Consider the following 24,456-nt stretch of genomic DNA (forward strand, 5'->3'; position numbering starts at 1 on the left):
TGAAAATTACCCGCCGAACCGAAATTCCGGATACAGGCACATACCTCCGTCGACATAGAGAGTGGTACCGGTGATGTAATCGGCTTCATCGGAACATAAAAACGCTACGGCGGCGGCCACGTCTTCGACTTCGCCGATGCGCCCGTACGGCATTTTCGTCATCAGATCAGCCATGCCTTTAGGATCGCTCCAAACGTTTTGATTGATCGGTGTTTTGATGGCGCCCGGCGCAACGCTGTTGATCCGGATTTTTTTCTCAGCGTATTCCTGCGCAACGGATTGAGCAAAAAGATTGATCCCTGCTTTGGTGGCACAATACGATGCAAATCCGGCCCACATAATGACCTGATGAACGGATGAAATGTTTACAATTTTTCCACGCGAGCGCGATTTCGGACGGTTTTCGTTTTTCAGAAATTGTCTCACCGCGGCACGCGAACATAAAAAATTACCGGTTAAATTAACGCCGATCACTTTATCCCATTCCGCCTTCGTCACGTTCTCAAGAAAGTTGTGAATTTCAATTCCGGCATTATTTACCAGAATGTCGATCGTTCCGAAAGACTTGAACATTTGTGCGAACATAGTATTGACTTGTTCTTCATTGGACACGTCCGCTTTGATCCCGATGGCATTGCCGCCTTTAGATTTGATTTTTGCAATCAGTGCGTTCGTCGCGTCTTCGTTGGCGATATAATTGATAACAACTTCAGCGCCTTCCGTGGCAAGGCGTTCGGCAATCGCCGCTCCAATGCCTGAATTCGCACCGGTGACCAGCGCTTTTTGGCCTTCAAGTCTTTTTTCCATAAAAACTCCTCAATTTGGATTGGATGGAACGTAAAGATGATACGTAAATTGACAAAAAAATTTTGAGGTTGGTAACTGATATAAGTTTAAAAATTTTGCGCAAGAAAGACAAGAAGGATTCGTTCTACATCAAGATCTTGCGGTAAAATTTTAATAATCCTGAAAATAATTTGCAGAAATAAAGCAGAAAAATATGCACAGCGAATTCGATGCGTTCCGGTATGGAATTAATATTTGGAAAGAAAAGTAATCAACGTCATGGAAAAGTTTTGTTTTCCAATTTTTCGCTGATTAAGACGCCATACGAAATCGATGCGTGCCAAACGAAAAATATCGCCGATACCGAAACCGATTTCATAAATCGGCTTGGTCAGGCTTTGAACCGGATACACAAGATTCAATTCTTCCTTCTTTGACATATCAATATATCCGACGCTGAAACTCGGGATCAAGTCGATGTAACCGTTTCTGAGGAGAGGCAAACCGGTACGCTCGAGCCATTCGCCGCCAAAATTGTGTTCAATCGTCATCGCCGCCATGTAGTTGCCCTGGAATTCACCGATGCCAATGGTTTTCAAAACGTAAGGCGTAGTGCCGCCGTATAGATCGAACAGATATTGCTGGGGCAGCGAATGTTTGCCAAAACCAAAATAGGCTTTTCCGTCAAAAGAACCGCGCCGTGTTGTAGGGATATGAAACCGGCTCGTGAAATAATATTTAACAAAGTTGTAATCGCTTTTCAACCAGTCGTCGTTTGAATATTCAACAGTGGACTCAAGATTCCAATAAGGATTGCGCGGTGCAATACCTTCGCCTTCGCCAAATTGAAGATTCATTCCGAGCGAAAGGCGCCGAAGATGTCCTTCATTGATTGGAATAACGGGATCGAATTTGTAGTAGCTTTTTATAATGGCGTAATCTGTATTTTTTTCAGCACTACGGTCGTCGCGGTCGGTATATTTGGCGTCAAATTTTAAATTAAATTTCGGCTGCCAGATGGCAAACGCATCGTAACCTTTGACATAAAAGAAATTGAATTTGTCGTAACGGTAAGTCAAAGCTGTCAACGAGTTCATCCACAAGTTACCGGCAATCGGCAATTCACGATGATCGAGATCGTCATAATACCGAGCTCCGAACGTGTAGCGTTTTTCAGAAAAACTTTTACTCAATTCCACGGAATATTTGTGCTGATCATCCGAGAAGCCATAACCGTACTTAGTTTTAAGCGTGACGTCCCGAATGGCTTTTTTAAAAGCCATGTCTTTGAATTCGACCTGACCGCCGAGAAAAAGCCCTTCGACGCGGTTATACCGCCCGTCCGGAAGCGGCTTGAATCCAAGATGGATATTTTCCTGACGTTGTTCTTTCTCAAATTTTTCAATATCCGGAGCGATGATTTTTTTGTTTTTGGGAAGTGCGGCGAGCTTATGAAACCCGATCTCCTCTTTGTCTGAAAGCGGAATAATGCCGTTGTTTTTCCAAAATATGGAATCTTTAAAGGCCGCTTCGGGTTTTCTTTCCCATGACTTCCCGTCAAAAATTTTGTCTTGGATGTCAGGATTAACTTCGCTGTCGTATACCTGTGAAACAGCATGCCAATTGGCTTTGCCTTTACGTCCGAGAAAATTGGTCTCAATTCGCAGCATCCATTCCAATTCATCTGGCAGCCAAAATTGCCCGTCATAGAGTGCAAACTTCTGTTTCAGACGGATCTCTTCTGGTTTCGGTAGAAACTTTACAGCTTCGTTAAATGTAAGTTCAACGCCAACCAACTGGTAAGAATCGTTGGCAATAAAAATCAATCCGTCGACTAAAGGCTCATGTTTCGTTTTAGGTTTGACACGAATTTGATATACTTCGATTTGATTGAAAGTAACGGATCCCTCCAGCGTGTAATCATAATAAGTCTCAGAATTTTTTGAAAGCGGTCCGATCACCGAAACATTGCCAACGGGGATGTCCTCCCGGCCAAAATCGTCGATGAGGCCGAATCCGTAGATCTCTACTTTAGCCCATGACGGAAAAGCATCAAGGTGACGACGAGCCGTTTCGATTTCTTTCAATTGGTCCGGCGCTTTCCAGTAAACCTCGGAGTGAACCTGCGTCAGCGCGTAAGGCTCCAATTCTTTTGTTTTACGGTTGTACGCTTCGAAAAAAGCTTTGGAATAGAGTTTGAGTTTATAGCTTTTCAGCGCTTTACGATTGGCTTCACGAGCTTCTTTGGCGCGTTGCATGATGGTTTCGACGGTTAAATCGTCTGCACGTACGACAGAAACGCTCAACAAACACATTGCGAGAACGGATAATTTGATCATGCTATAATGTAAGGTTAGTTGCAAATCTTCGAATCGTATCTAAATAAGGTTTACCGCCGATTTGTAAATAATCATTGTGATCGGCGCCGGTAATCGTATAAAAAAATTTAGGTTCGCGTGCCGATTCGAACAATAACCGGCCTTGCCCATAGGGAATAATCCGGTCGCGATCACCGTGGGCTATCAGCACAGGACACTTTAATGATCCAATTTTTTCAAGAGAATTAAATTGTTCATAACTCAACCAGGCTATCGGGATAAAAGGAAACACGACTTTGGCCATGCCAAATTTCGATGTGAATGAACTTTCGACGACTAACGCGCGTACAGGCTGACGCATGGCCAAGTCGACCGCCACCGAACCGCCAAGGGATGTTCCAATCAGAATAATCTGATCGGGAGTATATTTTTTCTCCTCCGTCAGCCAGCGGTAAACCGTTTCAGCATCGTTATACAATCCGTCTTCCGTTGGCCGGCCGGTACTTTTGCCATACCCGCGATAATCGAAGATCGCTACCGCAAAACCCAATTCGTGCAACGATTTCATTTGAAACTGTCTATATGAATTATTGCCCGCATTGCCATGGCACAGCAGGAAAACAAAACGCGCCGTATCGTTAGGCATCAACCAGACATTAATGGATTCGCCGTCTTGAGTATGAATCATCGCGTCTTCGAACCGAATACCGAGAGAAATCCACTCACTTCGCGGATGGTACAAATTCATCCTCTCAAATCCCTGCAGCCCGAGAACTATGAAACCGTAAATAATAATGATCGTTGAAATTTTTTTCACATTAGTAATAGGAAAAAGACAAAGAACTAATCTTGCGCCAGTCAATTTATGGCAATATATTATTGCAGTCAATATTACAATAAGTTAAATAACTCTGAGTTCTCCGCAAAACTCCGGTGTGAAAAGATGGAATATCCTGATTTTGTCGCGCGATTTTATGACGTGATTTATGCTAAAATCCGAACGAGCGTTGACCACGATTATTATCTCAAAAAAACATTGGAAACGAACGGACCGGTGTTGGAAGTTGGCGTCGGAACCGGAAGACTTTTTACGGAAGCTTTGGAAAAAGGCGCAGACGTGTATGGTGTTGATCTGAGTCCGGAAATGATCCGCACTTTGCAATCAAAATTAAGCCCTGAAAACTGCTCTCGCGTGCAAGTCGGCGATGTTCGGCAATTCAAACTGGAAAAAAAATTCAAGCTGATTGTTGCGCCATTTCGTGTATTTTCGCATTTGACGACTATTGAAGAGCAACTAAATGCGTTAAATACGATTGCGGATCACCTGACGCCAGACGGTAAATTTATTTTCGATCTGTTTGTTCCCAACCCGGTTTTGTGTTCGGAAGGGATGCCGCCGACGGTTGATTTTGAGGGTGAATGGTCGTCCGGTCATTCGTTGAAACGCATTACATCCGTCATTCCGGATCGAATACATCAAACCAATCATGTTACCATGCGTCACATCTGGGAAGAAAACGGAATAACGATGGATAAAACATGGACATTTCCGATGCGGTATTTTTTTAGGTATGAATTGGAGCATTTGATCTCGTTATCGGATTTGAGGTTATCGGCTATATATGGAAATTTTAACGAAGGGGATCTAACGGATCAATCGGTTGATTTTGTAATCGTGTGTAACCGTTAGTGACGGCGTGTTTATGCCCTTCTTGCGCACGCCATGTACCTAATTTTCACTTGAATTTCATACAAATATTGTCTATTCTTTTGCCCTCTGATAGGCATTTCCGATTGAGAATTTCATTGTTTCCGATTAATATAAAACATGAGTTTAACTTACAAAATCAAGGCGCATTCTACGTGCGGCGATCAGTAGTCATTGTAAAAATTTTTTAGATAAAAATATCCGCAAAGAGCAATTATAGGAGCCTTTCATTATGAAATTCATCGTCACTCAGGCTGATTTGAGCAAAGCGCTCGTCAAAGTCATAAGTGTTGTTCCCGCCAAAACAACATTACCGGTGCTCGGAAATATTCTCATTACGGCGAAAGAAGGTTTTTTGAATTTAACGGCTACCGATCTCGACGTTTCCATTACCACAAAAATATCCGTCGACGTCAAAGAACCGGGCGGCATTACCGTGCCGTCGAAACAATTCAATGAATTGATCAAAAATTTACCGAATATTCCCCTGGAAATTTCTTCCGATGCGCAATTTAAGCTTTTAGTGAAATGCGATAAAGGCGATTACCGGTTGTCCGGTGAAACGGATGACGATTATCCGGCGTTACCGGTCGTCGATGAAAAAGGAAAATTGAAAATCGATGCAAAAGTATTGTCCCGCATGATCGGCAAAACGTCGTTCTCGGTTTCGAGCGATCCTTTGCGTCCGGCGCTCACGGGCGTGCTCTTCCAGGTGATGGGCAGCGAATTGCGGTTGGTTGCGACCGACGGCCATCGCCTCGCCAAAATGACGTACACGAAATTCGAGTCGAACATCAAAGACGCGCTGAATGTGATCGTTCCGACCAAAGCGCTCAGCGAAGTGGCCAAGGAAAACAAAGATGTGACGTCGATCAATTTCGGCCAAAACCACATTCGGTTCGACATGGGCGACACGCAGGTGTACAGCCGGATATTGGAAGAAACATATCCTGATTACGAACGCGTCATTCCATCCAATAACGATAAACAAATGACGGCTGAAACCCATATGCTGGCGGATGCATTCAAACGCGTGTCGATTTTTGCCAACCCGATCACGCATCAGGTGCGAATGGGGATGAGTAAAAAAGATCTTACGATCACAGCGGAGGATATGGACGGAGGCAACAAAGGCACTGAAAAATTGAAAGTTCAGTTCGAAGGCGACGATATCCAGATCGGCTACAATGCGCACCTGCTGATGTCAGCACTAAACAATATCGACACAAGCGAAGTGCATATGCATTTCAAAGGCCCTACGAGCGCAGGTATCATCACGCCGTCGCACCAGGTGGAAAATGAACACCAAATGATGTTGGTGATGCCGGTGCGGTTGAATGACTGATGGCTGCATGAACGAAATACCTTTACATGGTCATTGCTCATTTACGACTTAAAGATTTTAGAAATTACGAATCGGTTGGGATCGATTTTTCTGACGGTTTGAATATCATTCTTGGCAATAACGGGCAGGGAAAAACATCGATTCTTGAAGCGATTTATTTTTTGTGTCTTTCCAAAAGTTTTAAAACTCCCGATGATGCAGCGGCATTGCGATTTGAACAGCCGTTTTTTGAAGCGGAGGGACGATTCTGTTCTTTGGCAAATGGTGCGCAAAACGTGCGCGTGGTTTTTCAGCGCGGTGAAGGCAAATCCGTTTTAATTGATAAAAAACGATTGGATAAGTTTTCCGAGCTGATCGGGAAATTTCCGGTTGCGATTTCGGCGCCCGAAGATGTTGCCATCGTATCCGGTTCGCCCGGCGAACGCCGCCGATGGATGGACATTGCGCTCTCGCAAATGCAGGTTTTGTATCTCAAAGATCTGCAGGATTACCGGCAGGCGTTACGCCAACGTAATGCACTTTTGAATGCCGAACCCCAGCGATTAGAGAGTCTGGATTCATGGGATGGAGCGCTGGCAGCCAACGGTGCGCGGATTCTCAAACGGCGATTCGAATTTGTTCAGGAATTCAGGCCGCTCGTTTGTAAGGTATATGCGGCGATTGCGTCGCAGGCCGAATCCGTTGACTTGGAATACAAAAGCACGATAGCCGATATCGCGGAAGCCGATGAAACATTCATTCGCGATCAATTCATAAAAACTTTGCGTGACGGCCGAATGAAGGAATGCCAGCGCCGAACGTCGCTTTTCGGTCCGCATAAAGATGAAATACGGTTTTCGATCAACGGTGTCAATATCCGGGATTACGGTTCCCAAGGTCAATTTAAAACATTCGCTTTGGCTTTAAAATTTGCTGAGTTTCTATTTCTCAAAGAACGGCTCGAACAGACGCCGATATTACTTTTGGATGATGTCTTTTCAGAACTCGACCGGGCACGCCGCGAGCAGCTTTTGCGGTATTTAGAAAATGCCGGCCAGGTTTTTTTGACGACGGCCGAACGGACGTTTGATTATTCGGTTGAAAAACCATTGAAGTTTTATACGGTAGAAAAGGGCGTAGTAAGCATTGAATAAAAAAAACGCTCAAACCGTCGGCACGGCGCTCGATCAATTGTTAAAAAATCTTGGCATCGACCGGCGCGTTCATGAACAAAAAGTTGTTCTCGAGTTTGAAAAAGCCATGGGCTCTGAGTTCTGTAAACGCGCACGTGCGGTGAAAATTGAAAATGGAGTTTTATTTCTCGAAGTCATTAACAGCGTATGGCGGCAGGAATTATTTTATCAGAAAGATTCCATTCGCCAACGCTTGAATGCATATTTTGGCGATTATACGATCAAAGAGATTATTTTCAGATAAAAACCAACTAAAGGAAAAAAACATACATGGCAGTAGCTGAAAAAGAGAAAAAAGTCGGCTCGAAATATGATGCCGAGAATATACAGGTACTCGAGGGCCTGGAGCACGTAAGGCGCCGTCCGGCGATGTATATTGGCGATGTCGGTGCTCGCGGATTGCACCATCTTGTTTATGAAATCGTTGACAATTCGATCGACGAAGCGATGGCGGGTTATTGTTCGGAGATCAATGTATTTATCAATTCAGACAATAGTGTAACGGTCGTTGATAATGGCCGCGGTATTCCCGTAGATATGCATAAAACCGAGAAAAAGCCGGCCGTTGAAGTCGTCATGACCGTGCTCGGCGCCGGCGGTAAATTCGATAAAAATACATACAAGGTTTCGGGTGGTCTCCACGGCGTCGGTGCTTCTGTCGTCAATGCTCTTTCCGAGTGGTGCGAAGTGGAAGTTCGCCGCAATGGCAAACTTTACCGTCAGAAATATAAGGCCGGTAAGGCTACAACCAAGGTTGAAGAGGTTGGTAAATCCAAGGAAACGGGTACCACGACGACGTTCATGGCCGACAGCTCTATTTTCAAAAAGACGAGTTATACTTTTGAAACGCTTGCTTCACGCTTGCGTGAACTGGCATTTCTGAATCGCAATCTCAAAATTTCTCTCGAAGACAAGCGCGAAAAGAATAAAAAAGAAGAATACCATTACGAAGGCGGTATTACGGAGTTCGTCAAATACCTCGATGAATCGCGTCAGGCCATCATGAAGAAACCGGTTTATATCGAAGTTGAAAAAGAAAATACCCCGGTCGAAATTGCGTTTCAGTACAACGACTCTTATACAGAGAACGTATTCAGCTACGTCAATAACATCAATACGATCGAAGGCGGTACGCACCTTTCAGGTTTTCGTACGGCATTGACTCGTACGCTGAATAACTACGCCACTAAAAACAATCTGATCAAAGAAAAAGAAGGTATAACGATCACCGGCGACGATACGCGCGAAGGACTTACAGCGATCATCAGCGTAAAAGTAGCCGAGCCGCAATTCGAAGGTCAGACAAAAACGAAGCTGGGTAATAGCGAAGTCAAAGGCATTGTCGAATCGGCGGTTGGTGACGGCTTGGGCGAATTTCTCGAAAAAAGTCCCGGCATTGCCAAACAGATTATCGATAAATGTGTTCAGGCGGCACGGGCTCGTGAAGCGGCGCGCAAAGCCCGCGACCTGACGCGTAAGAAAAACATGCTGGAAAGTTCCGGCTTGCCCGGCAAACTGGCCGACTGTTCGATCAATGATCCGCAATATTGTGAAATTTATCTGGTCGAGGGTGATTCGGCAGGCGGTTCGGCCAAACAAGGGCGTGATCGTAAATTTCAAGCGATCCTTCCTTTGAAAGGTAAAATCCTCAATGTCGAAAAAGCGCGCCTGGATAAGATGTTATCCAACGAGGAAATTCTGACCATCGTCAGCGCGATCGGAACGGGCATTGGTACGGATGATTTCAATATTGGGAATCTCCGTTATGGCAAAGTCATTATCATGACCGATGCCGACGTCGACGGCGCACATATTCGTACACTGCTTCTGACGTTTTTCTTTCGTCACATGAGGCCTTTGGTGGAAAACGGCAATCTTTATATCGCTCAGCCGCCGCTTTATAAACTCAAAAAAGGCAAAGAAGAGAAATACGCTTTTGACGATGAGGAAAAGGCTACCTACCTCAAACAATGGGGCGCCAAAGAAGACGATGTCAATATTCAGCGTTACAAAGGTTTGGGAGAAATGAACCCGGAACAGTTGTGGAATACGACGATGGATCCGGATAAACGTGTCATGTTGCAGGTTTCAATCGAAGATGCGGCCACAGCCGATCACGTATTTTCAACCCTCATGGGCGATGCGGTGGAACCGCGTCGGAAGTTCATCGAGGACAATGCAAAATACGTTCGTAACCTGGATATTTAAAAATTTAATCATCAGAATCATTTAGGAGTTAGCAACTGAATGTCAACTATAGAAAAAATCGTTCCGAAGAATATTGAAGACGAAATGCGTGAGTGTTACATCGACTATTCCATGTCGGTTATCGTCTCCCGTGCCATTCCTGACGTCCGTGACGGATTGAAGCCAGTTCATCGTCGTGTGCTTTTCGGCATGAATGAACTTAGCATGTCTTACAACAAACCGTACAAAAAATCCGCGCGTATCGTCGGTGAAGTGCTCGGCAAGTACCATCCGCACGGCGATACAGCCGTGTATGACACGATCGTGCGTATGGCCCAACCCTTCTCGTTGCGCTATATGCTCGTTGACGGTCAGGGTAATTTCGGTTCCATCGACGGCGATTCGCCGGCGGCCATGCGTTATACCGAGTGTCGGCTTTCGCGCATTGCCGAAGAAATGTTACGCGACCTGGAAAAAAACACGGTCAACTTTGTTCCCAATTTCGACGATACTCTCCAAATGCCAGAAGTTTTGCCGGCGGTTATCCCCAATCTTTTGATCAATGGTTCGACGGGTATCGCCGTAGGTATGGCTACCAATATTCCACCGCACAATCTCTCGGAAGTCATCGACGCCGTTTCGGCTGTAATCGACGACGAAAACATTTCGGTCAAAGATTTGATGAAGCACGTCAAAGGTCCGGACTTTCCTACCGGCGGTATCATCAACGGCACCAACGGCATCAAGGAGGCTTACGAAACCGGTCGCGGTAAACTGACCATTCGTGCGCGTGCCAGCATTGAAACGGCTAAAAATGGCCGGCAGAGTATCATCGTTACCGAGCTGCCCTATATGGTTAACAAGGCCAATCTTGTTGAAAAAATTTCGGAATTGAACCGCGACAAAAAGGTTGAAGACATCAGCGCGCTTCGCGACGAGTCCGACCGTGACGGTATCCGTGTGGTGATCGAACTGAAACGTGACGCCAATGCTCAGGTTGTGATGAACAACCTGTTCAAACATACTCAGATGCAGACGACGTTCGGCATTATTATGCTGGCTTTGGTCGACGGCCGTCCGATGGTGCTCAATCTCCGCCAGGCATTGCAGCATTTTGTTGATCACCGGCATGAAGTGGTCAATCGTCGTACAAAATTCGAACTCGATGCCGCCGAAAAACGCGCCCACATCCTCGAAGGCTTAAAGATTGCCTTGGAAAATATCGACGCCGTCATCGCACTGATCAAAAAAGCAAAAGACCCTCAGACCGCGAAAGACGGTTTGATGAAAAAATTCAAGCTGTCCGAGATACAGGCACTCGAAATTCTCAAAATGCAACTCCAACGGTTGACCAATCTTGAAGTGGAGAAAATCGAAAACGAGTACAAAGAAATTATCAAACTCATTGAGAAGCTCAGAGGCATTTTGGCCAGCAAAGCCAAGCGGATGAATATCATCAAGGAGGAGCTTGCGGAAATCAAAAAAACATTCGGTGACGATCGCCGTACGGAAATTCTGAAGAAAGAAGTGGAGGAGATCGACTTCGAAGACACCATTGCCGAAGAAGAAATGGTCGTGACGATTTCCCACCAAGGTTATATCAAACGTTTCCCGGTCAGCGGTTATCGACGTCAAGGACGCGGAGGAACGGGCGTTTCCGGCGGTACGACGAAAGACGACGATTACATCGAACATCTGTTTGTCGCGTCGACGCACGATTATATTTTATTCTTTACCAACAAAGGACGTTGTTACTGGCTCAAGGTATATGAAGTTCCACAAGTAGGCAAAACGGCTCGCGGCAAACACATCACCAATGTGATCGAGCAACAAAGCGACGAACAAATCCGTGCCTTCATCAATGTCAAAGAATTTGATGAGAAATACTCTGCGGTCATGGTAACCAAGTTCGGTGTGATCAAGAAGACGAATTTGTCGGAATTCAGTAATCCGCGCAAAGGCGGAATTATAGCGATTACTATCGAAGATAAAGACGATTTGGTCGACGTCAAACTTACTGACGGAAAGCAAGACATTATCCTCGGAACGAAAGATGGGATTGCGATCCGGTTTAAAAACGATGACGTGCGGGAGATGGGCCGTTCGGCTCGCGGCGTAACCGGCATCACGTTGGAGAAAAAAGATTTCGTCGTCGGCATGGTGACGCTCAAACGTGAAAACGGAACCATTCTGGTCGTTTCTGATCTCGGTTACGGCAAACGCAGCGATGTCGGCGATTACCGGATCACACGCCGCGGCGGTAAAGGCATTATCACCATGAAGTCCACCGACAAAACCGGCAATATGATTGCAATCAGGGAAGTGGTTGATAATGAAGATCTCATGATCATTACTCAAAACGGAATGGTCATTCGTCTGAAGATGGCTGATATTCGTACGATGGGTCGTAATACGCAAGGCGTACGGTTAGTCAAACTGAAAGAGGATGATACCATTTCTGATATTACCAGTATTCAGGAAGACGAAGAAGGCGCAGAAGAATAATGAACAATAATCGATCTGATAAGTCCAAACAAAGCCCCGGGAAGGTATCGCTTTCCACGGTACGGCGGCTTTCCAAATATTACCGCACGCTAACGGAATTGATCAAAGACGGTGTGGAGTATGTGTCTTCGGATGAACTCGCACGTATCGAGGGACTGACGTCGGCGCAGGTGCGAAAAGACTTTTCATTCTTTGGTAATTTTGGCAAACGAGGATTGGGATACACGACGCTCGATCTGAAACAAAACATTGCCGAAATTCTCGGATTAGATCGTCAGTGGAACGTAGCGATTATCGGTGCGGGTAATATTGGAACGGCGCTCATCGATTATAAAGAATTTGCCGCTCACGGATTTCATCTAAAATTGATTTTTGACAATGATCCGTCCAAGATCGGTAAAAAAATCAAGTCACTGTTCGTGAAAAATATGGAAACAATGAGCGATGAATTTGAAAAAGAAAAAATCGACATTGCAATTCTTGCTGTGCCTGCTGAAGCGGCTCAACAGGCTGCCGATCGTATCGTAAAAACCGGAGTCAAAGCCATTCTGAATTTTGCTCCGCGAAGTCTGAATGTTCCTGAAGGAACGGCCGTACGGCAGGAAAATACCGCGATGGAGTTGGAAGCACTTTCCTATTTTATTACGAGTAAACAGAAGAAAGAGGCTTCATGAGCTTAGCGCTTTTTGACAAAATTGTTGAAACCGTGTACGCACAGCTCGAAATGAAATTGAGCTCGTCAAAAACGCATCGTTCGTATTACGAATTGACGAAAGATACGGATGAAGTCATACGTAAAATCTTTCAAATGCGGTATGAAGATATTTTTTTGCAGGAGAAACAGCGCATCGGTTCGGCTCCTGTTCACGCATCCTTAAATTACGCTTCAGAACCGTTATCCAAAAGTCTTACGTCGCTCATTGATGACCACAAAAAAAACTTCCTGATTTCAAAAGATGAAGTCGAGAAAGCGGTCAAGGAAACGCTTTTTTTGCGCATCCGGTACATTGTCATGCCGCTTGCAACTCTAGAAGACGTGTTGTTTTCGACGTCGGCCACGCGCCCGGTTAACGAAATCATCGTCAAGATGCGCGAATTTGAAAAATACCGCTATTATACCGACGCACTCGAAAAATATGCCCAAGCCAAAAGCATTGCCTATCTCACCAAAGGGCAGTTCCGCTTGCTCCTGACTGAAATCAATCAGAGTTTGTTCAGCCGGGACGGGTTGGAAAACGTATTGAAGGTGAGCGGGCTCATCATGAAGGAACTCAACGACCTTCAAGCCCGTACGTCCAATAGTATTGAAATCGATATTTTGATGAAAGCGTTTGAAGACCGATCGCTGAGGGATTTTGAAGTGGCGTTGAATATTGAGAAAGAATTGGGCAGCGATCAGATCAATCTTTACGGCTTGCGTCAGGTACTAAATCGTTTTACGATTCTCAAAGCCAATAAAGCTGTACCCGAACTTCCAAAGCCGTACGATGCTTCCGTTAAAACCGTTGAAACAAAACCGAAAGATACGACGGGCGTCATCATCAATGAAACATTGAAAAAAGACGAAAGCGGCGAGCTGATTGACATTAAAGAAATTTTAGAAAAAAAGAATCAGCCGAAAGAATCTACCGACAGCCACAAAAAACAGATTTTGCAAACCGGGGCAAGCGATCAATCCGGAGAAACTGCCGTACGATCCACGGGCGCTCCTTTAACGATTGAGCCGGCCGATGTCACCGGTGAATTTATTAAAGAGGAATTGGTTGAAAGTTTTTCGGATGATACCAGCGCGATCAAATTATCGGCTTTGAAAGAATCCGATCGATTGGTTTTAATGGAATCGTTGATCAATGAAAAAGATGAAAAAATAATTTTGAAAAGTATTTTTAACGACGACCGTGAAGATTACCGTGAATTTATGCACGGAGTGAATCGCTCCAAAACGTGGAAAGAAGCGATCGGCGTTCTGGACGATAAACTCGTCGCCAATAAAGTCGATCCTTACAGCAAAGAAGCGATTCGCCTCAGCGATATTGTTTATACGCGTTATTATCCACCCGAACAAAATAATTGATCAGATGAGATCGGAATGTTACTGGAATTAATCGGAGAGTGATATGGAAAATTTGTCTTATCTTTTTGCCGCTTTTACATTCGTATGGCTGATCATTTACTTTCTTATCTATCGTATGTCCAAAAGACAAAAAGAACTGTTGCAGGAAATACAGCAGGTCAAACGTATGCTGGATGAAAAAGGAAAAAAATAAGGATAGAGAGTTAATCCGACTCCGTGAGGCCGTCGACAAAAATACAGATGGCTGTAAGATTATCCATGGCGCCGCCGGTATATGCAATTTCTTTAATCGTTTGGCAAATTTCTTCAGGATTTTTCCCGCTTTTACTCAACTCGGCAATCATATCCATCGTTACATATTCAGAAACGCCATCCGAACACAATAAATAAAAATCGCCTTCTTGCATTTCGATTTCTTTGGTGTAAACATCGATATCCGGTTTGTGCGCGATACAACTAATCAGAACATTACGCATAGGGTGCCGGCGAGCCTGTTCCGGCGTGATAACGCCTTTGTCGATCATCTGCTGGACGATGCTCTGGTCCTTGCTTAACTGATCCACTTTACCATTTCGCGAACGGTAAATTTTACTGTCGCCCACGTGACCCACCAGCGCACGGTTCATGTAAAAATACAAAACCGATAATGTCGATCCCATGTTTTTATATTCAGGTTTTTGCGCTTCCTGATAAACAAGGTAATTGACTTTTTTGATGACCCGCTCGATGACCGATAATTCGCTCCGTGAAGACAAACCGTTTTCACGGGTAGCATCTCTAAAGAAGTCATTGAATTTTTCAACGGTCATGTGACTGGCTACTTCGCCGGCAAGTTCGCCGCCCAACCCGTCCGCAACAATAAAGAGGGGTTCAGCCACCAGAAATGAATCTTCATTATGATGGCGATTGGGGTTGAGTCCGCGATCCGTAATACTCGCGAAACGTAAAATCATTCAGTGAATTCTCCGAAAATGAAATGTCAATAGAGGTTCGTAGAGCTATGTTATAAAAATTATTCGGATAAATCAAGCGGCAAAAAATGCTATAATCGTTTTTAAAATTTGACTTTCAATGCCGGGCGATTTACATTTATATAATTCCAAAATTTACCAGGGAGGCTTTTCATGACACGCGTGATTGTAACTGCTTTATTACTTTTAAGCGCCGTATCGGCTTTTGCACAGGATTCTCAATACAGTTCCGATGATTTGAAGAAACGGAAAAAAATTTCGGAAAGCGAATGGAATACCATGCAAGAACGTACACAAAACCGGAGCCAGCAGTTTGTTTCAACGAATAGCGGCGATGCGTCTGTATGGGGACAGCAGGGTTATACGGTTTTGAAAATCAATCAATCGCTCGATTTGAAAAGTGAAGTGAATGCCGTATTTGAAAGCATGGCCTCGGCCGGTCAGAAAACCGATGGTGCAAAAGCTGATCGCAAACGTTATGCGTTTAAAATAGGTCCCGGAAAATTTGAAATCAAAGATGGGGTCGTCAAACGCGTTCAATAAAAAGCAGAAATTTAAAAAAGCAATTACTCGCTTACGCGCATCTATTTTATGAAAAGCATTTTTCTGGTTTTTGTAAAATTTTTTGTTATCATGCGATAAATGTATAGACCGCTCGCAACTTCTTTCCCTGATTCGTCTTTGCCATCCCACGTTACGAAGGAATAACCTGTCTCGGAACCGGCCGGTTTAAGCGTTCTGATTTTTTGGCCCAATACATTGTAAATTACAATCCGTACGGATTCCTGTTCAGGAAGATAAAACTCAATGGTCGTGGAACCGTTGAACGGATTGGGAAAATTCTGTTCAAGTGAAAAAGTCGGGATGATGCCGGGCGGCGGCAATTCAATAGCATTGAAGATCGAAATTTTGTAAGCGCCGCGTCCATACGTTGCGGCGTACAGATTACCGCTGGCGTAGTGTGGAACGAGCCGTAAAACAAAAGCGCCCGATGGGAATCCGTTATTGAACGGAGCCCATGAAGTCCCGCCGTCCGTCGTACGGAAGACTCCTACATCCGTACCGATAATCAAATGAAGCGTATCGTTCGGATCGGCGATGATCGCATTGACGGGGATATCGGGCAAATTGCCGGTGATATTGGCCCATGTGTGGCCGCGGTTATTGGTCTTCCAGATATGGCCTTTGTTATCGCCGGGCGTTCCCTGCAACACTTCATCCGAAAATCCCTGAAATGCAATGTACATCGTTTCGTCATTAAATAATCTGAATGCAATGTCACCCACCGGCCGTTGCGGCAGAGCGGACACGGAGATCATCGCCCATTGAGTGCCGGCATCGACGGACAGCCATATCCGGCCTTCGGTTGTTCCGGCTGCAATGGAATTGGGCTGAGTCCTCGATACTTTGAGTATACTGATCGTGTGGCCCTCGCCGGAAGTCAGTTGGGTACTCACGGGAAACCAATTGTCGCCGGCATTGGTTGTTTTATAAATTCTCGTTGTACCGAGATACAGCCGTGCCGGGAGCGATTCATCCAACGTATAGGGAACATAAAATTGCGAATTATCGTCAGTGTTTAAGCCGCTATTGATGGACATTACAGACGACCAGCGGTTACGCGTACGAATTTGTGTAAAAGCATCCCCTTGAGTCCGGTTGCGTTGGGCGTACTGGGTATTATTATTGGTCGGATCGATAAAGGAAAAACCGCCATCGCCTGAGACAACATACGACCAATCATTGGAGTTTTCCGTTCTTAATTCTGTTCCGTTATCCTGCGATCCGCCGAGGATCATATTCGTATCATCGGCCGCGACGGCAAGACCGACGAGTTGCGTAATCTGAAGATTGGAATTCAAATCGGTCAGTGCATGATTCGAAAGATCGTTACCGCCATTATACGATTTTTTTATGCCGCCGTCTCCGGCCAGGTAGATGGTATTGGGATTGAGCGGATTAAATGCAAAGGCCTGCTGGTCGGGATGAAAATTGCGTATCGTATAACCGTTACTGATATTCTTCCACTGATTGCCGCCGTTAAGAGAACGAAAAACATCAATGCCGCCGGTGTAGACGATGTTCGAATCGCCGGGATGCGCCGCCACATAGATATCATAAAATCCCTGTCCGTTAAAAAATCCTGTCCCGCCGGCTACGGAAGCTGAAGAAGAATCCGGCAAATTCGTTTTACTCCATGAAATTCCTCCATCGCGGCTTTTGTATAAACCGAGTAATTGGCTGTCATCGCCTTTGCTGAAAATGGCATAAAGATATCCCGGGTAATTTTGGCACACCGACAAAGAAGATTTACCGGCCAGCGACATATCGGGTAAACCTTGAGCCGATCCGGATGCGATCATAAACCATGTCGCGCCGGCGTCGGTCGATTTCCAAATTCCGTTTTGATTGGGCGCGACGGTTCGTCCGAGCACCGTCCACAACGTGTCATTATTGACGGGATGTTCGGCCAGAGAACACGGGCGAAATTGCGTACCAAGAAGACTGGAAGGCAACCATGACAGGCCGCCGTCAGTCGATCGGTAAATACCGTTGGCCTCGTTATCTTTGTCGTTGTAATAATTGGCCGCGACGATAACATTGGGATTATTTTTATTGACGCTGATGCCGGCGATATGGGTCAGGGAAAACGAAAATGACCCGGCAATAAACCAGCTATCACCGCCATCCGTAGATTTTAAAATGCCGATGCCGCTGATCGCATCGGCGTTGAAACTCGGTTCGCCAGTACCTGCATATATGATATCGGGATCAGACGGATGACGCGCAAAACAACTGACGGCGAGCGATCCCAGTTCATCGGATTTGGGCGACCAGTTATGTCCGCCGTCGGTGCTCTTCCAGATCCCGCCGCTTGCCGCGCCGATGATGACGATATTGGTATCAAACGGACTGACGTTGACGGCGATGACGCGCCCGGAATATTTATGATCGCCCGTATTGACGATGGCGGCAGGACCGACCGGAACCCACGTTTGGGATTGAGTCGATTTATTCAAACGTTGCTTTTCAGCGACGAATTGATTGACTTTCATGTAATGCATTTGTGGGAAAAAACCGTGAATGCTTCGTGGTGCGAGAAACCATTGCTGGCGAAGCCTGATCATGACTGTATTATCGTAAACCGGATAGCGGCTTGGTTCGTTTTTCATGGCGTCCAGAGCACGGTCTGTTTTTTGGGAAGGTTTGACAGATGGAAATTGCGCGAAGAGAAGATTAAAACCCATCAGAAGCAGAAGGAACAAAAATTTCATAAGACTATCACAATGTAAGAGCTTGAAATCAGGAATTTGAATTAAAATAAAGTAGTCAGGCTGTGTTTGCCGATCAATGGAAAAATAAAAAGAGACCGTTTCTGTTTAGAAACAGTCTCTTTTGACTTGAATGATTTTCTAAGATATTAGATTTGAGATGCCGATCCTAGAGACGTCAATTTTTGAAGTAGTAAATCTTCGATGTTAGGATCACTCAAATTCACAGTGTACGAAGAATCGAGAGCTTTGATTTTATCATAGCACGATGAATAATCTTCAAGTTGAAGGTAGCTGGCAGCCTGAATCCATATTAGTTCGTCGGCGGTTATGTCCGTATCGAGGCTAAAGATATAACTGGGAGATTTTGTCAAAACAAAATCGGCTTTGTCAATGGCTTCCTGAGGATTGTTTTGCGCCCATAAAACAAAGCTCCATCCTGCATATCCGTCTATCAAAGAATCGGCAGCTGCATCGGAGAAGTAAGTTGCTGCCGAAGTAATATCTTTCAGCCGAATTTGACACCATCCAGCGCCCACTCTTGCAGGGCTTCCTTCGCTAGCAATTAAATTAACGTACGCTTGCAAGGCGATGGCATAATTGCCTGAATTGAATTGATTGTTGGCGTCATCGATGGGGGTTGAATCCGAACCACCACCGCCGCCACCGCAACTTAGTAAGCTCCATACAACCATCAAGGTCATGCTGAGATATTTGATTTTGTTCATAATAGTCTCCAATATTTTTTTTAACGCATTTTATTTGATAAAAAGCATTTTCTGAGCTTTGTTGAATTGGCCGGCTTCCATGCGGTAGATGTATACGCCGCTTGCAACGCTCTGACCTGCATTATTCCTTCCATCCCATGCCACTTCAAATTTACCAGCCGGTTTGACATCATTGACCAGAGTACGGACTTCCTGACCAAGCATATTGTATACTTTAATGACAACTCTGTTTTCAGCCGGAACGGAGTAACGGATATTCGTTGTTGGATTGAATGGATTCGGATAATTTCTTTCCAACGCAAAGTCCTTAGGTGTTGCATCAAAATCCGGATTGTAAAATACGGCGATCTGATTCGATGTTACAGCAGCGGCAACTTTTCCTTTGTCGCCCATTCCGCCGGCATATTGCCATGTACCGTTGGTATATTGATATAATCCAATTTTAGCTTCATCGAAATCCGTATACTCTATACGCACCGTACCTGCGTCATAGGAAAATTCCGCTTTCAAGTCAGCATAACTTCCCGTTACAGCGACGTCCACAGGCAATCCGATTAACCTTAAGTTTGGCGGGACATTCAGTGCCATGGATTGGCCTAATAAAATGTATCCGTTACCTTTTCCACTGAATGAATAGTTATGATATGAAGTGGATTTGGACAATTGCGAAATTGTATACGAACGTGAAAAACTGGATGGATTAAGCGTCGAATCCGTGGCTGAAACTGTCGTGTTGAGGCTGCCGACAGTCGTAATCGTATAATTTCCAAAATATAAGTTACCTTGTTTTGTCAAAGTAATCGAAGTGGAATTAACCGATAAGGCAACGGAAATAATGCTTTCATCGGCTCCCACGGCAAAACGAATCACATTGACAACTGGTGAGGCCAGAACTCCCAATACGAGGCTGGGTGAAGTCTGATCACCATTGATATTGAGATTGTCGATGGCCCATCCCCATCCATTAGTGGCTTCATCGGCAAACAGACGAAAACGAATAAAAATTGGCGTTCCCGCAGAAAATTTGCTTAATAAATTAATTTCATGTCGGCGGAAAAGCGAAGGCGTTCCGTTTGCGTTGTTATTGAAAGCTGTTACCCAGACTGATTGGAGGCGTGCATCCCACCCGTTTTCTAGAGGTATCCATGTAATACCGTCTGCTGTACCTTCCACAATGACGTAATCCCAAAAATTAGGATCCCCGAAAACAGTCCCTGGATCACCAGGTTCCACTAACGCAATTTCATCGAAGACTAATTTAGATGTTCCCGTTGCAACAATTACAGGGACGTTCAATTGGTAAATAAGTTCGTGATTGTCGCTATAGGGATGAGCTGTGTGAATAGCCGGATTAGAAAATCCTGAGGGTGCTGTGATGGAAAAACCATTACCGGTAAAATCACTGCTGGCGGAATTGAAGTTGTTGACATATTTTGTTTGAGGAGCATTGGCTTGAATGATTTGGATAGTTTGCGCATAAGATTTGTAAGTATTTCCGTTCTTATAGGATACAATCTGGACCGGTACATTGCCGGAGATCAGAGTTGTTACTTCCAAAGCAGTGTCCTTGACTGTATTAGTGCCGATGGTTGCTATTTTAACCTGATTAATTATGACCGATGTTGAATCGTATGCCGAGCGCAAACTGACATTGACTGCTACTTTTCCGTTCGGATTTTGGCCCGATGAATTGATTCGTGGCGCTAAAGTGGCTACCGGTAATGTCGGGATATCGGGTATATTCACTGACCAAACTCCGCGGCCAAATGTTGCAGCGACTACATCATCATCGACTATATTGAGTTGCCAGATCGAGACTGGCGGAAGTCCATTGTTGGCAAAAGCCCACGTTGCACCATTGTCTGTCGATATGAATAATCCGATTTCTGTTCCCACCCAGATTTCATTCAAGTTATGCGGCATAACTTGCAAGCAATACACAGCTACATTTGGGAACCCATTGCTACTTGATGAATTAGCGCCAAATCCGGAAATGTCTTCCCACGTTTGTCCGAGATTGGTTGTTCGCAATACTTTCGGAGAATTGGCAAAAGAAAATAGAGCAAACGCAGTTGAATCTTCTGTCGGATGTGTCGCTAACCCTGATAGCCGGCCCAAGGTTGCAGTCGTATAATTATTAGTGGCTGTAAAAGTAAGTCCACCGTCGATTGATACCTGAATTTTTCCTGACGCGGACATACGTCCACCTGCCCAGACAATTTGGGGATTTTTCTGTCCGATCTTTACAAAATGAATACTCCCGTTAAAACCCCAATTAGCGGTGCTGACGGTACTCAGTTTCCACGTATTCGCAAAATCGTCTGATCTCCACACGCCGCTGGCTCCGGCGGCAAAGATAAGGTCGGGATCTTGTTTCGAACGGCCAATTTGTGTAACAAAAGGTCCGAGATTATCCTGATCCGTCAGGCCACTGGTGGCGTCGAACCAAGATGTTCCGTTGTCAGTTGATTTATAAATTGCATTATTATAGATCGTTCCCAAAACTTCATTGGTTCGTACGGGATTCCACGCTACGTCAAATCCGTCACCGCCTAATTCTCGAGTCCACGAAGACGTATTTGTAGAGGTTGACCCTGCAGGCGATTTCCATGTACCATTGTCCTGAGTACCACCAATAAATTCATACGCTCCCGTCTTCTTATCGACTCCGTAGAACTGAGTCGTATTATATCCAATAACGGTCGTCTGATCGATTGTCCATGTTTTACCGCTATTGGTAGAAGCAGCAATTCCACCGTCGCTGGTATTGACGATTTTGAAACTATTGGTTGCCTGATCGACGGGTATAACAGCCAAATTATGGTGATCGACGTGAACATTTCCATTTATAAAACCATATTTAGTATTATAAGGTGGAAAATTATAGGGATTGGATACTGTAATGTTTGTTCTGTTTCGTGATGCTGTACTCTTGAGTGCAGTAAAGATTATTTTTGAATTTGGCAAACTATTTGGATTCCAAGGAGTTGTATCTGTAGGCGGCCGAGGGCCAAATTCGCAAACTTCTTTGTATTTGATGCCTCCGGTAACAGCTATATTAGGATCTGCAACCGATGAACTATAAGTGACGGCATGAATGAAAGTGTATTCTCTAAATGTTGATGAGATTGAGTCAATAGATGAGGGACTTAAATCCCATGCTCCATCACGTTTTTCATCGCGGAATGAAATCATTAACTGCCTGTTATTTGTAATATCCCATGCCTGAAATGGAACGTCAACATAATCCAGATAACTGTATTGGGCGGTTGTTTGTCCGGCTCCTTTGCTTTGAGTCATAAAACGATGTGCTTTTTGAGTAATTCCAGATCCGAAACGAATTTCTACATCAAACGTTGTATCAGCCGCAGCCAAATTTGTAGGGTTAGTGCTTCCGAAACCGCCAAATCCTGTTCCCATACCGCCGTTTAGATGTCCCAGCCCGAAATTAGTAAATGTCAGGAATGATGATGTACCAATTGTATCGGCCGTTCGTACAAGTACCGTATCAATGACAGGCGTTAAACCAATTTTCAGCATTACAACACCGCCAACAAAAACAGTATCCTTTGAATAGGGGTGAACGACAATTGTGTTATCGTAATCACCTTGGGCTTCTAACCAATTTTTGCCATCAGTACTCTTGGCGAGTAGCCAAGTGGATGCACGATCATCACTCACATATAAATCACAAGTACTGTTACTGACTTCAGCAGCGGCAAAAACTCGATTAGTATCTAGAGCAGTAATGGCCAATTCAAGTCGGCTTACTCCCCCAATACCGGTTTTGGCACTGGCCCAGGTTTGACCACCGTCAAATGAACGCACGACGCCAAAACCATTGACCGATGCATATTGTGTATTGAAATTTAACGGATTGGCGATGATATGTTGAACTGAATTGGAACTGGAATAAACTTGATCCCAGTTATCGCCACCGTCAATCGAGCGGTAAATGCCGTCTGTGGTGCAAGCCAATACTAAATCTTCATCTGTTGGGCTTACGATGACACGGTTAACATATTTGAAATGAGAATTGCCGGCCGTGTTGGCTAATTGAAACCATGTTTCGCCGTGATCTGTCGATTTAAAAATGCCGTCGCCGGAATTATAGGTATAAAAGTCACCTTTTCCATTTCCGGTAAACGCTTCGCCGCTACCCATATAAATCACATCGTGATTGGATGCAGCCATCGCCAGAGAAGTGGCCGATAAATTAGGCAGATTAGGAGCTTTGGCTTCCCACGATGCACCGGAATTGGTAGTTTTCCAAACACCGCCAGAAACGGATCCCGTAAACCATGTGTTACCCGTCGCATCATCCGGATCGATAATCAGTCCGCGCGTACGGCCGGCCACATTAGCCGGGCCTCTCTCCACCCAAGGCAACGCATCGAAACTTTTCAACAATTTTCTCGATGTTTGGCTTGAAGCATCAGAACTTAAGATTCCCGCTTTGATCATTTCTTTGATTCTATAATTGGATATGTATGCGGGCGTCGATTGTCCGTCTTTGGTTCGGATATCATGCTGAAATTGGACAAATCCTTCGGGATTGTCACTTTCATGATTTTCTTGTTTATGTTTTTGAACCCGCTTTTTTGTTGGCAATAAATTGTTTGGTATGAAAGCCATCGGTGTATTGTTCGGCATCGGCTTTTCGATCACACCAACAAGACCGACACACAGTACAATTCCGGTCAATAATAGTCCGGTTGACCATAGAAAACGTTGTCTCATAACTCTCTCCTTTATTCAGTGATTAGGATGCTATGAATACTTATTGATCGCGCGAATTTTGATCTATTTGCTTTTTAGTATGATGAGATACGTTGAAAATAAATAGGTGGACTCCGGATTCGTTCTCCGATGTCATGTGCCCGGTTTTTGAAAGTATTTCGACTTCGTTATGACTTGTCCAACGCACACTTCCGTCGGCAATGGATTCTTCATAGACTATCTTTTTTTCAGACAAGCTATAAATAAAAAAACTGACACTTTTCTTGGGATTTAAAGCGGTAGGTTTTGATGAATGGCTGCAAAGGACATAGGTGGAGTCGCTATTAAACAATACGTCAAATTGTCCTTGAAATTTTGAAGTCGCTAAGGTTCTGTAATCACTTTCATTCTGGAATGTTTTCGTTGAATGACTTGAGGTGCAAGTCGTGATTACAAAAGAAATGAAAAAAAGAAAATAACGGATCAAGGAAAGAATTAAATTATTCATATTATTCCTTGAAAGTTAATTCATTTCATCCAACGGATACTTGTGTTAGATGAAAGGTGTTTTTTAAAAAATTAATGAATGTAGGAAAGCAAAGATAGGTAGTTTTAACTACCCCGTTTGGGTCTGAATTTGGTTATAACGACTGCTTTTCAGTTGTTATTGA

17 protein-coding genes are annotated in these 24,456 nt (G+C 44.6%); 10 read left to right on the forward strand and 7 right to left on the reverse strand.

Annotation, left to right across the window (positions count from 1 at the left end; all coding sequences use genetic code 11):
- Positions 1-6 precede the first annotated feature (6 nt).
- From K1X84_07120 to K1X84_07130, 3 genes are all read right to left on the reverse strand, one after another.
- Complete coding sequence (locus K1X84_07120; GenBank protein MBX7151393.1) at positions 7-807, reverse strand: glucose 1-dehydrogenase; 801 nt, start codon at positions 805-807, stop codon at positions 7-9.
- A gap of 227 nt (positions 808-1,034) precedes the next feature.
- Positions 1,035-3,125, reverse strand: coding sequence for a hypothetical protein (locus K1X84_07125; GenBank protein MBX7151394.1), 2,091 nt, complete (start codon positions 3,123-3,125; stop codon positions 1,035-1,037).
- Between the two features lies 1 nt (position 3,126).
- Positions 3,127-3,852 carry an alpha/beta hydrolase gene (locus K1X84_07130; protein MBX7151395.1) on the reverse strand — a complete coding sequence of 242 codons (726 nt, stop codon included), beginning with the start codon at positions 3,850-3,852 and terminating at the stop codon, positions 3,127-3,129.
- Between the two features lie 195 nt (positions 3,853-4,047).
- Here K1X84_07130 and K1X84_07135 point away from each other — a divergent pair, with 195 nt between their 5' ends.
- The 9 genes from K1X84_07135 (at position 4,048) to K1X84_07175 (ending at position 14,288) form a co-directional block, all read left to right on the forward strand.
- Positions 4,048-4,794: a class I SAM-dependent methyltransferase gene (locus K1X84_07135; GenBank protein ID MBX7151396.1), complete on the forward strand. Its 747-nt coding sequence runs from the start codon at positions 4,048-4,050 to the stop codon at positions 4,792-4,794.
- Positions 4,795-5,044: 250 nt separating this feature from the next.
- A complete protein-coding gene (gene dnaN, locus K1X84_07140) occupies positions 5,045-6,157 on the forward strand; it encodes a DNA polymerase III subunit beta (GenBank protein ID MBX7151397.1) in 1,113 nt (370 codons plus the stop codon).
- Between the two features lie 26 nt (positions 6,158-6,183).
- A complete protein-coding gene (gene recF, locus K1X84_07145) occupies positions 6,184-7,290 on the forward strand; it encodes a DNA replication/repair protein RecF (GenBank protein MBX7151398.1) in 1,107 nt (368 codons plus the stop codon).
- Positions 7,283-7,573, forward strand: coding sequence for a DUF721 domain-containing protein (locus K1X84_07150; protein MBX7151399.1), 291 nt, complete (start codon positions 7,283-7,285; stop codon positions 7,571-7,573). Before recF ends, K1X84_07150 begins: the two co-directional genes overlap by 8 nt.
- 26 nt (positions 7,574-7,599) lie before the next feature.
- Entirely contained in the window at positions 7,600-9,537 is a 1,938-nt protein-coding gene (gyrB, locus tag K1X84_07155; protein ID MBX7151400.1) for a DNA topoisomerase (ATP-hydrolyzing) subunit B, read from the forward strand.
- A gap of 39 nt (positions 9,538-9,576) precedes the next feature.
- Entirely contained in the window at positions 9,577-12,021 is a 2,445-nt protein-coding gene (gyrA, locus tag K1X84_07160) for a DNA gyrase subunit A (GenBank protein MBX7151401.1), read from the forward strand.
- Positions 12,021-12,695 carry a redox-sensing transcriptional repressor Rex gene (locus tag K1X84_07165; protein MBX7151402.1) on the forward strand — a complete coding sequence of 225 codons (675 nt, stop codon included), beginning with the start codon at positions 12,021-12,023 and terminating at the stop codon, positions 12,693-12,695. Before gyrA ends, K1X84_07165 begins: the two co-directional genes overlap by 1 nt.
- Positions 12,692-14,095 (forward strand): hypothetical protein, encoded by a 1,404-nt coding sequence (locus K1X84_07170; GenBank protein MBX7151403.1) that lies wholly within the window; start codon positions 12,692-12,694, stop codon positions 14,093-14,095. Before K1X84_07165 ends, K1X84_07170 begins: the two co-directional genes overlap by 4 nt.
- Before the next feature lie 43 nt (positions 14,096-14,138).
- Positions 14,139-14,288 carry a CcmD family protein gene (locus tag K1X84_07175; protein MBX7151404.1) on the forward strand — a complete coding sequence of 50 codons (150 nt, stop codon included), beginning with the start codon at positions 14,139-14,141 and terminating at the stop codon, positions 14,286-14,288.
- A gap of 10 nt (positions 14,289-14,298) precedes the next feature.
- On the opposite strand, the gene K1X84_07180 is transcribed toward K1X84_07175, so the two are convergent.
- Entirely contained in the window at positions 14,299-15,048 is a 750-nt protein-coding gene (locus K1X84_07180) for a protein phosphatase 2C domain-containing protein (protein MBX7151405.1), read from the reverse strand.
- A gap of 171 nt (positions 15,049-15,219) precedes the next feature.
- Between K1X84_07180 and K1X84_07185 the strand changes: the two genes are divergently transcribed.
- Positions 15,220-15,609 (forward strand): hypothetical protein, encoded by a 390-nt coding sequence (locus K1X84_07185; protein MBX7151406.1) that lies wholly within the window; start codon positions 15,220-15,222, stop codon positions 15,607-15,609.
- Between the two features lie 41 nt (positions 15,610-15,650).
- On the opposite strand, the gene K1X84_07190 is transcribed toward K1X84_07185, so the two are convergent.
- The 3 genes from K1X84_07190 to K1X84_07200 all read right to left on the reverse strand — a co-directional run bounded on the left by K1X84_07190 (position 15,651) and on the right by K1X84_07200 (position 23,806).
- Complete coding sequence (locus K1X84_07190) at positions 15,651-18,341, reverse strand: T9SS type A sorting domain-containing protein (GenBank protein MBX7151407.1); 2,691 nt, start codon at positions 18,339-18,341, stop codon at positions 15,651-15,653.
- A gap of 146 nt (positions 18,342-18,487) precedes the next feature.
- Positions 18,488-19,066, reverse strand: coding sequence for a hypothetical protein (locus tag K1X84_07195; protein ID MBX7151408.1), 579 nt, complete (start codon positions 19,064-19,066; stop codon positions 18,488-18,490).
- 30 nt (positions 19,067-19,096) lie between these two features.
- Positions 19,097-23,806 carry a T9SS type A sorting domain-containing protein gene (locus tag K1X84_07200; protein MBX7151409.1) on the reverse strand — a complete coding sequence of 1,570 codons (4,710 nt, stop codon included), beginning with the start codon at positions 23,804-23,806 and terminating at the stop codon, positions 19,097-19,099.
- Positions 23,807-24,456: the final 650 nt, after the last annotated feature.

This window comes from bacterium (assembly GCA_019695335.1).
Classification (GTDB): domain Bacteria; phylum CLD3; class CLD3; order SB21; family SB21; genus JABWBZ01.